We start from the raw sequence: 12531 nt of genomic DNA on the forward strand, positions 1-12531 counted from the left end.
GACGCCGACGTGGCAGGGGCTTCGAAGGCCTTTGACCGAAGTGCCTTGTCACGGACTTGTCGACTGCCGTTGCGGGATGATGCCTGCTGTCACCGAGCCACAGGGCGTGTCCCCATAGGGGCCTCGCCACCAATCAGGTGCCATCACGGTTCAGACCACCCGACCAGGCCGGTGCCGGCCACCCAGCACGTCACCATGCGGGAGGCGGACTACCATGACACCCAGACAGCGCAGCACCCACTCCACCAGCACCGGCCCGCCCGCTTGGAGCGAGGTCGTCCTGGGGGTGGACACGCACGGCGAGGTCCATGTCGCCGCAGTGGTCTGCCCGTTGGGTCAGATTCTGGGTACGAAGTCCTTCCGGCCACGGCGGTCGGATACCGTCGGCTGCTCGCCTGGGCCCGCACGTTGGGGACGGTGCGCCGGGCCGGTGTGGAGGGTACCGGCACCTTCGGCGCGGGCCTGTCCCGCTACCTGCTGGCGCAGCACGTTCAGGTGTTCGAGGTGAACCGGCCCGACCGCTCGGCCCGTCGTCTGCTGGGGAAGTCGGACCCGCTCGATGCGCAGGCTGCTGCGCGGGCCGTGCTGAGTCGTCGCGCCCGGGCGCGGGCCAAAACCGGCGACGGTCCGGTGCAGAGCGCCCGGATGTTCAAACTCGCCAAGGACTCCGCGGTCAAGGCCCGTACCCAGGCGATCAACCAGCTCAAGGCCGTCCTGGTCGTAGCCGACCCGGCTCTGCGGGAGCGGCTGTCCGACCGGGGTAACCGTGAGCTGTTCCGCACCTGCGCGTGCCTCAGCCCGCGCGACGGCGAGGGCGACGAGGATGGCGTCGCCCAGGCCACTCGCATCACCCTGAGGCTGCTGGCCGAGCGCATCGAGCAGCTCACGGGGCAGATCGATGAGCTGAATCAGCGCCTGACCGGGCTCGTCGAACGCCATGCCCCGCAGCTGCTCGAGGTGGTGGGGATCGGTCCAGACACGGCCGTCGCATTGCTGATCACGATGGGGGACAACCCGGAGCGGCTGGACAGCGAGGCGTCCTTCGCCGTTCTGCGCGGGGTCAGCCCCGTCGAGCGCTCCTCAGGACGCCGGCAGTCCCGTCGCCTCAACCGTGGCGGCGACCGGCAGGCCAACGCCGCGCTCCGTCACATCGTGTTCACCCGCCTGCGGATCGACCCGCGCACCCAGGACTACTACGAGCGCCGCATCAAAGAGGGGAAGACCCGGCGCGAAATCGTCCGATGCCTCAAGCGCTATGCGGCCCGAGAGGTCTTCCACCTGGTCAGATGGCTACAGCCAGGACCCCGCTCATAGGGGCTGTGACAGAAGACGCGCTGCAGAACCCCCGCCGACAAGGTCGGCGGGGGTTCTGTGTTCGGGGACGGCCTGCTACGCAGGAGTGGGCGTGCGGACGGGTTGTAGATGTGGGGCTCATGCAACGTAACAAGCCCGCTGGACGAGGCTTCGCGCCGGTCAGGGTGCGAAGAAGGTGCTGAACAGGGCGACGCAGACGGCGGTGCCGCGGCGAAGACGCTGAGCAGGGCGTTGCGGCGCCACAGGTGCAGTCCGACGACGACCGCCAGCCCCGCCAGCGGTGCGAGCGCCCGTGTCTCGGTCAGCGGGAGGGTGCGCAGGTGCCTCCCCGGTTGAGTGCCGGGTGCCCGGCCGCTGGGCCGCGCGGATGGCAGTGGTCATTTCGACAACTCCTCGCTCTTCGGGCGGCTTTGATAGCCGACGGCCTGCACGGTGAACATCTCGGCGTAGGTGCCGCCGAGGGCCATCAGGTCGTTGTGGGAGCCGGATTCGGTGATGCGGCCGTTGTCGAAGACGTGGATGGTGTCGCAGAAGTCGCCCCAGGCCGCGGTGCGGTGCGCACTGACATCGAGGCCGCCACGACGGAGGCACCGCCGAGCGCATCCCCCGTGAGAGCTACCGGTGCTGTCTGCTCGCGGGTGAGTCGCGGAAGCCGTGGTGTCCCTAGCGTGGTCGCGGGGTCGCCGCCAGTGTGGCCCCGTAGCAAGGGGAGGCCATGATGCGTACGACATCCACCACACACGACAAGACAGGCCACGACCGGCTTCCGGACGGCTCGGGCCCGAGCGGCGGTCGCGTCAGCCGGATCTGCCGCTCTCCGCTCGGCTGGATGCTGATCGGCATCGTCGGTGTCGGCGTGGTCTCGGCCGTGACCGCGACCGGACCCGGACCGGTGCCGGTGCTGGGAGCGGCGGTCGCGGTGGCCGTGTACGGGGTGGTCATGCGCTTCGTCGCGCGACGGCCCGCACCGGAGATCGCCCGGCGCGGGGCCGTGCGGGAGGCGTTGCTCGGAGGCGGTGTCGGCCTGGGGGCCATTCTCGTGTCCGCCCTTCTGATCACGGCGTTCGGCGGCTACTCGTTCTCCTGGGCCGGAAACGGCTTCTTCTCCGTCGTGGCGTCCGCGGTCACTGTGCAGGCGGGCGCGGCGGTCACGGAGGAGCTGATGTTCCGCGGCCTCGCCCTACAGGCTCTGCAGCAGCTGTTCGGCAGCCGTGCCGCTGTCGCGATCACGGCGCTGCTCTTCGGTGCCGCGCACCTGGCCAACCCCGGGGCCACCGTGTGGAGCGGATTGGCGATCGCCCTGGAGGCGGGCGTGCTGCTCGGAGCGGCGTTCCTGTGGCGGCGCAGCATCTGGTTCGCCGTGGGTATGCACTTCGCCTGGAACGCCACCGAGCAGTTGCTCGGTATCCCGGTCTCGGGCAACACCGTCAAGGGGCTGCTGTCCGTGGACGCCAGCGGTCCGGCCATGCTGACCGGCGGCAGTTTCAGCCTGGAGGCATCGATCGTTACCGTCTTCATCTGTGTGGTGCTCGCGGTCCCGATGTTCGTCCTCGCCCACCGGCGGGGCGGTCTGCTTCCCCGGCAGCGCGCCGCCCGCTGAGTCCTTCGCGCGGCACCGCCCACCGCTGACCGGATCGGAGACGGACATGATGGTGCTCAAGTCGCCTCGGAGAGACGCGCTGCTGCGGGGGCCGCTCGGCTGGTCGGAGGAGCGGAGGCGTTCCGTCCAGGACGCCGTCCTGGCGCTGGGTCTCGCCCTGCTGGCTTTCGTGCCGACCCTGTCGCACATCGGGGCGCAGATCGGTGACCTGCCCGAGCATCCGTCAGGCGCGCTGAGCATCGGGCTGACTCTGGCTCAGACCCTGCCGCTGACGGTGCGCACCCGACGGCCCGCGGTCTGTCTCTCGGTCGTCGGCTGTGCGTTCGCGGTGCATCAGGCCCTGGGCTGTCCGGCAACGTTCGGGAGTGTCGGGATCTATCCGGCCCTGTACTCCGCCGGAGCCCACCAGGTCTCCTTCCGCCGCGCTCTGACCGCCGTGGCGAGCGTGGGCTACGCCGTGCTGGCGGTCGTCCTGCACCGTCTCGGCTCACCGCAGCAGATCCCGGACTACCTCGCGTTCTATCTGGCTCTGGCCGGGGTCTGGCTGGTGGGGAGCGGCATACGCAGGCGCCGGGCGGAGGAGGCCGAGCGGCGGCAGCTGGCCGCCGAGGTGGCCGCGGCCGCCGAACGCGCACGTATCGCGCGCGATCTGCACGACGTGGTGACCCACCATGTGACGGCCATGGTGGTGCAGGCTGACGCGGCGCAGTTCCTGCTCACATCCGCGCCGGAACGTGCTGGTGATGGTCTGACAGCTGTCAGCGACACCGGTCGCCGGGCGCTGACCGAGCTGCGGTACTTGCTCGGCGTGCTGGAGGCGACCGGCCAGTCCGCATCCGCGGACCGGGCACCCACTCTGGGAAAGGTGGGGGACCTGGTCGCGCAGGCCCGTATGTCGGGTCAGCCCGTCGAGTTCAGCGAGCGGGGCGAGTTGCGGCCGCAGAGTGTGGATGTGGAACTGGCCGCGTACCGCGTGGTGCAGGAGGGGCTCACGAACGCGATGAAGCACGCGGTCGGGCAGCGGACACAGGTCCTGGTCCAGTACCGTGACGAGCACATTGAGATCGAGGTGGCCACCGAGGGATCCGCCCCCTCCTCGGCGGCCGCACCCGCCGCCCGCAAAGCGGGCCGTACGGGAGGACGTGGCCTGACCGGGCTGCGTGAACGGGTGCGGATGCTCGATGGTGAACTGATGGCCGGACCCCGCCCCGACGGCGGGTTCCGTGTCCGTGCCGTGATCCCCGCCCAGCCCGCGCAGGAGTGACCCGTGAGCGATGCGCCGCCGCCGATCCGTGTATTCGTCTGCGACGACCAGGCACTGGTGCGTACCGGCTACGTCACCATCTTCTCCGCCCAGCCCGACCTGGAGGTCGTCGGGGAGGCCGAGAACGGGCACGCGGCAGTCCAGGCCGCGCAGCAACTGCGCCCCGACGTGGTCGTGATGGACATCCGGATGCCCCTGCTCGACGGCATCGAGGCGACCCGTCGGCTGGCCGGCCCCGACGCCGTGGCACCCCCGAAGGTACTGGTCGTCACTACCTTCAACGTCGACGCCTACGTCTACGACGCGTTCCGGGCCGGGGCGAGCGGCTTCCTCCTCAAGGACTCACCTCCAGCGGAGCTGGTGGGCGGAATCCGGACGGTCGCCCGGGGCGAGGCACTGCTGGCACCGGCCGTCACCCGCCACCTCATCGGCCACTTCGCCGAACGGCTGCGCCCGGCGGACACCTCCCGGCCGGCCAGAGAGGAAGTCGTGAGCGCGCTGACCCTCCGCGAACTGGAGGCGCTCCATCTGATCGCCGAGGGACTGTCGAACGCGGAGATCGCCGCGGCGATGTTCATCACACCCGAGACGGTCAAGACCTATGTGTCGCGGATCCTGACCAAACTCGACCTGCGCGACCGTGTCCAGGCTGTCGTCCTCGCCTACCGGATCGGCCTGGTGTCCGCCACGCCCTGAGCCGGCGCGGCCTCAGGACACCGTCACGACGATCTTCTTCCCGGTGTGGAGCCCCTTCTCGAGGTGGCGGTGTGCCTCGACGGCGTCGTCGAGGGCGAACACCTTGTCGTCGATGGCGGGCCGCAGTGCACCGAGGCGCACACCCGCGTTCAGGAAGGCCGCCATGCGCTTCACCACGACGGCGTCGAGGGTGTGCTCGAAGCTCCGGTAGCTGAAGATCGTGAGCGGCGGGCCTCCCGGGAAGGGTGTGGGCCGCGGGTCCAGGAAGCCTGCGGCGACCAGTGTTCCGCCGGGGCGGGCCGCCTTCAGGAGATCCTTCTGGCCGGGGCCCATGACAAGGTCGAGGACGATGTCCGCGCCGGTCCCGCTGGTGTGGCGGCCGACGGCTTCGGCGATGTCCGCGTGGTCGGTGGCGACGACCGTGGCGCCGGCGGCGAGCAGTTCGTCCTTCCTCGCGGCGTGCCGAGTGACGGCGATGGGCACGGCACCGATCTGATGGGCGATCTGCATCGCCATCCGGCCGACGCCGCCGGACGCGGCGGTGATCAGGACGTGGTCGCCGGGCCGCATCCTCGCCTTCTCGACGAGCGCGCCGTAAGCGGTGGAGTAGGCGACCCAGATCGCCGCCGCCTCCGTGATTCCGAGCCCGGTCGGCCGGGCGGCGACCCGGCTCGCGGAGACCGTGATGTATTCGGCGTAGCTGCCCCGGGCGCTCGCGTCGGGAACGGCCGTCAGGACGACCGGATCGCCGATCTTCAGCCCGGCGGTCTCGGGGCCCAGCGCGTCCACGACGCCGGTTCCTTCGACACCGAGGCGAGCGTGCGGCAGTCCAGGTCGCGGGCGCACAGGGCTGACTTGATGGCGTCGTGGCTGCCGCTGACGGCGACGATGCGCTTGGTGGCCGACGCGAGTGTTTCTATGGCCGGCGCAGCGCAGCGTTCAGTATTGCTCCGTCTCCACGAAACCCGCGTCCGCGTCGTCGTCCGCACCGAGTGCGGCGGCGGTCGGGTCGAATCCGGGCGGGCTGTCCTTGAGGCCCAGGCCCATACCGGCGAGCTTCGCCTTGACCTCGTCGATGGACTTCGCACCGAAGTTGCGGATGTCGAGGAGGTCGGCTTCGGAGCGGGCGACGAGCTCACCCACGGAGTGGACGCCCTCGCGCTTGAGACAGTTGTACGAACGGACGGTGAGCTCCAGCTCCTCGATCGGCATTACTAGATCGGCGGCGAGCGCGGCGTCGGTGGGGGACGGGCCCATGTCGATGCCCTCGGCGTCGATGTTGAGCTCGCGGGCGAGACCGAACAGCTCGACCAGGGTCTTGCCGGCCGACGCCATGGCGTCACGCGGACGCATGGCCTGCTTGGTCTCGACGTCGACGATCAACTTGTCGAAGTCGGTGCGCTGCTCGACACGGGTCGCCTCGACCTTGTACGTGACCTTCAGCACCGGCGAGTAGATCGAGTCGACCGGGATACGCCCGATCTCCTGACCGACCTGCTTGTTCTGAACGGCGGAGACGTAGCCGCGACCGCGCTCGACGGTCAGCTCCATCTCCAGCTTGCCCTTGCCGTTGAGCGTGGCGAGGACCAGGTCGGGGTTGTGCACCTCGACACCGGCCGGGGGCGCGATGTCGGCGGCGGTGACCAGACCCGGGCCCTGCTTGCGCAGGTACATCACGACCGGCTCGTCCTGCTCGCTGCTCACGACCAGCTGCTTGATGTTGAGGATCAGGTCGGTGACGTCCTCCTTGACGCCCGGCACGGTGGTGAACTCGTGCAGCACGCCGTCGATGCGGATGGACGTGACCGCCGCACCCGGGATCGAGGACAGGAGTGTACGGCGCAGGGAGTTGCCGAGGGTGTAACCGAAGCCCGGCTCCAGCGGCTCGATCACGAACCGGGAGCGGAATTCGTCGACGACCTCTTCGGTCAGGGACGGACGCTGAGCAATCAGCACGGGTGTTGCCTCCAGTGGTTTGGCGCCCGCTATGTGACGCCGTAGACACCACGAAGGGTACGGGCGATACGGTGTCCGGTGACCCCGCTGCACTTCGTCGTGGCGCACGGCGCCCGCAACCTCCACTGCCCAGCGCCACCAGGATCCGCTCCCGGGTCTAGCGCTCGTACGCCCGGCACCGAATTGCTGGCTGTCGGTGAGGGATTCGACGGTCCATACACGACCTTCGCCGAGGACGCCTCACAGCTTCGGACTGTGATCGGGTCGGTCTCGTCGGGCGGGGTGACGAGCAGGGCCGCCGGTGTGACAGTGGTGACGCCAGTGATCACTGGGTTGGTGTATGACAGTGTCGACCAAGCGCTGTCTCCCGGGTTGAGTGTCACAGCCCGTTCCGCCTGGTCGGTGGCTCGCTCGGGGTTCGGGGTGACGGCCTCACCGGCACCGTTGACGAACGCAACACCAGGGAAACCGTACAGCGTGCAGGTGCGGCGCGTTCCGTTGGTCAGAACGACAGCGAAGTTCGACTGCCCGGCTCCGGGACGGTTGGGGCCGAGGGACGCCCTCACTTCGGAGGTATGACAGCGTCTCACCGTCGGTACGGTCGGCGATGGCGCCGCCGTCCCCGTGCCGCCGGACGCGGTCGGTGTCGGCTCGCTGGAGGGACCGGAGGTGCCGTCGGCGACGGACCCCGGGCCGGTGACGGACGGCGTCGGAGACGTGGAGCCGTTGGCTGCTGTGAGAAGGCGCGTTGCGAGTAGAGCATCGTCCACAGGATGGACACCTGCGCCGATTCCGCAACTGGGCGCCCCGGTAGGCGGACTTCGACACGTGAGGAGGCCGCCCGAGACCTCGAAGCCTGACGGCAAATCGCGATGCCACGACCACATCGCCAAGATCGTGTCACGAGCTGACCAAGCGAGGATCTCTCACTACTCGCCGACGAAAGGGCACGGTCAGCGTATGAGCGCGCAGCCGAGGGTCAGGAAGGCGTCGTGGACGTCGTCGCGGATATCCAGGGGATCCGCAGTTGACGCAAGCAGTGCGGGTGGGCGAGGGCACGCGCTGAGTGAGGGTGAGTCGGTACCGGCTGTGGGGCTGTCGGCCCCCCGCGGGAAGGCTCATCACCCATCGATGACGTGAGAGCGCGGGCCCGCCGCACTTGGCGTCCGCCCCGGCGGAGGGCATGCGCCAAGCCGCCGACCGGGATGCCCCACAGGCCCGTTGCTCCGTTCCTCGCCACGCCGAATTCATGGGGCGGTCCGCCGCCGTCCCCCCGGACGCGCGGTGGCCGACGACCCCGTCCGCTCGCGGCGTAACTGTGCCATGGCGCAAGAGCGACATGTGCGACCCCTTGAACGACGGCGGGGGAGGCCGGAGGATCCAGTGATCTTTCGCTCTTCGCCGCGTCTCAGGAGTCTTCCTTGCCCAAGGTTCCCATCCCCCGGCCCGGGCCGATCGCCCTCGCCGTGGCGGCCGCGCTCACACTCGGCGTCATACCGGCGACTGCCGCTGTGTCCGCGTACTCCGCCGGTGAGGTGTCGCACAACGACGCCGGACACCAACCCCCCGGCGATGCCGGCACGCACACCGTCACCCTGATCACGGGTGACAAGGTCACCATCGGGACCGCCGCCGACGGCACCGTCGTGCGCTCCTTCCAGGCCGCGAGCGGCGCCACCACCGGTTTCCACCGCGCCGTCCTGGACGGCGCCACCTACGTCTACCCCGACTCCGCGCTGCCGTACGTGAGTGCCGGCAAACTCGACAAGCAGCTGTTCAACGTGACGCGGCTGATCGCCGAGGGTTACGACGACGCGCACAGCTCCCGGCTGCCGCTGATCGTGCGCTACACCGACGCCGCTGCCAAGTCCCGCACCCGGGCGAAGATGGCCGGCTCGACCGATGTCCGCCGTCTGGACAGCATCCAGGGCGCGGCCCTCGCGCAGAACCACAAGCAGGCACCGGAGTTCTGGTCCTCGCTCACCGGGGGTTCCGGCGCGGCGGCCCGGTCCGCGAAGCCGTCCTTCGCGGGCGGCGTCGCCCACGTGTGGTTCGACGGCAAGGTGAAAGCCGACCTGGCCGACTCCACCGCCCAGATCGGCGCGCAGAAGGTCTGGGCTGAGGGCGACACCGGCCAGGGCGTGAAGGTCGCGATGCTCGACAGCGGCGCGGACACCGAACACCCGGACCTGGCAGGGCAGGTGTCCGACAGCGCCAGCTTCGTGCCCGGCGAGGACGACATCGCCGACTACAACGGCCACGGCACGCACGTCGCTTCGACCATCGTCGGCACAGGCAGCGCCTCCGACGGCAAGGAGCGGGGTGTCGCCTCCGGCGCCCGGCTGGCCGTCGGCAAGGTGCTCAACTCCGAGGGCAGCGGCCAGGAATCCTGGATCATCGCGGGCATGGAGTGGGCCGCCCGCGACCAGAAGGCCAGGATCATCAGCATGAGCCTGGGCGGTAGCGGTGACAAGACCGATCCGATGAGCCAGGCCGTCGACGAACTCAGCCACGACACGGGCGCGTTGTTCGTGATCGCGGCGGGCAACGGCGGCCCGCACTCCATCAGCAGCCCCGGTGCCGCGGACTCCGCGCTGACCGTCGGCGCCGTCGATTCCACCGACACGCTCGCCGACTTCTCCAGCCAGGGCCCGCGCGACGGCGACGGCGGGCTGAAGCCGGAGATCACCGCGCCCGGCGTCGACATCGTCGCGGCGCGCTCGCACTACAAGCGCGGCTCCGGCTACTACACCACGATGAGCGGTACGTCGATGGCGACGCCGCACGTCGCCGGTGCCGCCGCGCTCCTCGCCTCCGCGCACCCCGACTGGACGGGCACCCAGCTCAAGGAGGCGCTGGTCAGCAGCGCCAAGGCGACCCCGGCGTACACCCCGTACCAGGCGGGCGCCGGCCGGCTCGACGCGCTCGCGGCCGTGCACACCACGGTCTTCGCCACCACGATCGCCTACTCCGGCTTCTACACGTGGCCGCCGAAGCCGGGGCAGACCGACGCCCAGACGGTGACGTACACCAACGTCGGCGACGCACCGGCCGACCTCGACCTGGCGGTCAACGGCACCGTCCCGGCAAAGTTGTTCAGCCTCTCCGCCGACCACGTCACCGTGCCCGCCCACGGCACCGCCACGGTCACCCTGACGGCGGATCTGGACAAGCTGGGCGGCGACCAGTCGGTCAGCGCCATGATCATCGGTACGGACGGCAGCGGAGCGGTCCGCGCCCGGACCCTGATCGGCGCGGCCCGCGAGGGCCAGCGGCAGAATCTGACCGTGGTCGCCAAGGACCGTTCGGGCAAGCCGCTGGAGGGCCGGGTCGTCCTGACCGCCGAGCACCTTTTCACGGTGATGGACCTCGACGCGTCCGGCACCGGCATGGCGCGGCTGCCCGTCGGCAGCTACAGCGGCTGGCTCACCGGTGACGTGCAGGGCGCCGAAGGCCCGCACTCGCGCGGCATGGTGCTGCTGGCCTTCAACGACGTGAAGTTGGATCAGGACCGTACCGTCACCCTGGACGGCCGCAAGGCACGCCGGATCCTGGCGCGCGTGCCGCAGCAGACCACCGCCGTCGCACCGCGCCTGGACGCCCACCGGTCCTTCAGCGACAGCCTGGTGGAGACGTCGATGCTGCCGGACCCGTCGTACGACAGCATCTGGGCGCTTCCGACCGGCAAGAAGGTCACCGACGGCGAGTTCGAGGCCGGCGCCCGCTTCCGCCTCGAGCAGCCGGCGCTGACCTTGAGCACGAAGTCGACGACCTTCAACGACCCGCTGGTCAAGCGCGCGGCCACGCCGCTGCCCGCCGGTACCCGGAACCTGACGACGGTCTTCGCCGGTGACGGTACGGCCGAGGAGCTCGCGCGGCAGAACGTGCGCGGGAAGGCTGTCGTGGTGCGCGGCGCCGGCACGGAAGGGATCAAGGCCCAGGCGGAGGCCGCCGCGGCCGCCGGCGCCCGGCTGCTGCTGGTCGTCAACGACGGCGTCGGCCGCCTGCAGCCCTGGGACGAGAACCCCTGGAGCCCGCAGAGCCCGGCCCCGGTGACGGTGGCGACGCTCAACTCCGACCAGGGCGCCGACCTGCTCGGCCAACTCCGGCACGGCGCGGTCTCGCTGAAGGTCACCTCGCACCCCACGACCGACTACGTCTACGACGTCGTGCACCACTGGACGGGCGCCGTTCCGACGGACCCGACCTGGCGTGAGGAGTCCAAGGACCTCGGCCGGGTGAACGTCTCCTTCCGGAACTACCGGCAGGGCAAGGCGATGGAGTTCCGTCCGGATGTCTGGCGCGGCTGGGCCGTCGGCAACCAGCTCACCGCGCCCGCCCAGGGCGAGCGCACCGACTGGGTCACCGCCGGCACCACGTGGCTCGACGACGCCTTCATCCAGGGCGAGACCGGGCAGCACTCGATCGACCCGCTGAACTACCCGGCGCGCAAGACCAGCAAGGTCAGCTGGTTCGGCCCGATCCAGCGGCCCCGAATGGGCCCGATCAACTACCAGCCGGTGCGCTACCTCGACACGATGTACATCACCGCGCCCGGCTGGGGTGACTCGGGGTCCGGCCATGTCGGCGAGGCCGGCGCGAACTTCGACGTCAAGGACTGGATGTCGCTCTACCAGGGCGACCAGCAGCTCGACTGGGGCAACGCCGAGTACCTGCAGGTTCCCGGCCTCGGCGCCGAGCGCCTGCCCTACCGGCTGGTCCTCGACAACGACCGCGGCACCTGGGCCGACCCGTACTCGACGCACACGCTGACCGAGTGGGACTTCACCTCCGCGGTCACCGGCAGCGATGCGGCGGTGTCCCTGCCGCTCATCCAGCTCGACTACGGCGTGGACACCGACAAGTCCGGCCGTGCCGACCGGCACGCCGGCCTGACGGTGACCGCCTCGCACCTGCCGGGCACCACCGCCACCATCGGGAAGCCGACCGTCGAGGTGTCGTACGACGACGGTGCGACCTGGCAGCGGACGGACCTGAGCCGGTGCGACGACGGATGGCGGACGAACCTGCGCGCGCCGCGGTCCGCCGACTTCGTCACCCTGCGGGTCGGCGCCCGGGACAGCGCGGGCGACACCGTCTCGCAGACGATCACCCGGGCCTTCGGCCTGCGCTGACGTCACACCCCGGGAGGTCACCCGGGACAGCACCGCGTGGGTGGGACCGCAGCCGGCGGCCCTGCCCACGCAGCGTTCCCAGTTGTCGGAGGATCTATGAGGACACCTCGTCGCGGAGCGGCAAGCGAGTGCTCGTGGACCGCCTGTGGCCCCGCGGAATGAGCAAAGAACGGCCCACCTGGACGAATGGCTCCGCGACGTGGCGCCGTCGGCGGACCTGCGCCACTGGCACCACCACGACCAGGAGCGCTTCGCGGAGTTCCGGGATCGCTCCATCGGCGAACTGGAGGACGCCGATCACCGGCCAGCCGTGCAGCACCTGCGTGATCTCGCCGCCCACGACAAGGTCACCTTGCTCACCGCCACCAAGGATCTCGGCCACGGTGAGACCGACGTGCTCGCCCAGTGGCTCGGCGCCGCCGGCACAGCGAGCCGCTAGATCCGTTGCTCCGTCATCCGGCGGGCCTGGCGGACTGCGCGGCAGCAGGTTCTTCACCCCGAGGACTTTGCTTCACCGCTCGGCAAACGGGTGTACGACCTGCGGCATGCCTGCCTGACGAACTGGC

The 12531-nt window shown here is 70.2% G+C and carries 7 protein-coding genes and 2 pseudogenes; 6 read left to right on the forward strand and 3 right to left on the reverse strand.

Features of this window, described 5'->3' with window-relative positions:
• Positions 1-214: 214 nt before the first annotated feature.
• From ACZ7M3_RS04385 to ACZ7M3_RS04400, 4 genes and pseudogenes are all read left to right on the forward strand, one after another.
• Positions 215-1314 (forward strand): annotated as a pseudogene (locus tag ACZ7M3_RS04385) (IS110 family RNA-guided transposase).
• A gap of 715 nt (positions 1315-2029) precedes the next feature.
• Positions 2030-2914 (forward strand): lysostaphin resistance A-like protein, encoded by an 885-nt coding sequence (locus ACZ7M3_RS04390; RefSeq protein ID WP_472060614.1) that lies wholly within the window; start codon positions 2030-2032, stop codon positions 2912-2914.
• Between the two features lie 46 nt (positions 2915-2960).
• Positions 2961-4178, forward strand: a complete 1218-nt coding sequence (locus tag ACZ7M3_RS04395; RefSeq protein ID WP_472060616.1) for a sensor histidine kinase — start codon at positions 2961-2963, stop codon at positions 4176-4178.
• Positions 4179-4181: 3 nt separating this feature from the next.
• Positions 4182-4874 (forward strand): response regulator, encoded by a 693-nt coding sequence (locus ACZ7M3_RS04400; RefSeq protein ID WP_472060618.1) that lies wholly within the window; start codon positions 4182-4184, stop codon positions 4872-4874.
• Positions 4875-4886: 12 nt separating this feature from the next.
• On the opposite strand, the gene ACZ7M3_RS04405 is transcribed toward ACZ7M3_RS04400, so the two are convergent.
• From ACZ7M3_RS04405 to ACZ7M3_RS04415, 3 genes are all read right to left on the reverse strand, one after another.
• Entirely contained in the window at positions 4887-5720 is an 834-nt protein-coding gene (locus ACZ7M3_RS04405) for a zinc-dependent alcohol dehydrogenase family protein (protein WP_472060619.1), read from the reverse strand.
• Positions 5721-5813: 93 nt separating this feature from the next.
• Positions 5814-6830 (reverse strand): DNA-directed RNA polymerase subunit alpha, encoded by a 1017-nt coding sequence (locus ACZ7M3_RS04410; RefSeq protein ID WP_472060620.1) that lies wholly within the window; start codon positions 6828-6830, stop codon positions 5814-5816.
• Between the two features lie 29 nt (positions 6831-6859).
• Positions 6860-7717: a DUF4232 domain-containing protein gene (locus ACZ7M3_RS04415; RefSeq protein WP_472060622.1), complete on the reverse strand. Its 858-nt coding sequence runs from the start codon at positions 7715-7717 to the stop codon at positions 6860-6862.
• 534 nt (positions 7718-8251) lie between these two features.
• Here ACZ7M3_RS04415 and ACZ7M3_RS04420 point away from each other — a divergent pair.
• A complete protein-coding gene (locus ACZ7M3_RS04420) occupies positions 8252-11965 on the forward strand; it encodes a S8 family serine peptidase (protein WP_472060624.1) in 3714 nt (1237 codons plus the stop codon).
• Between the two features lie 92 nt (positions 11966-12057).
• Positions 12058-12404, forward strand: a pseudogene (locus ACZ7M3_RS04425) (DUF488 domain-containing protein).
• The last annotated feature ends 127 nt before the right edge of the window (positions 12405-12531 follow it).

Source organism: Streptomyces sp. NPDC111656 (assembly GCF_055656965.1).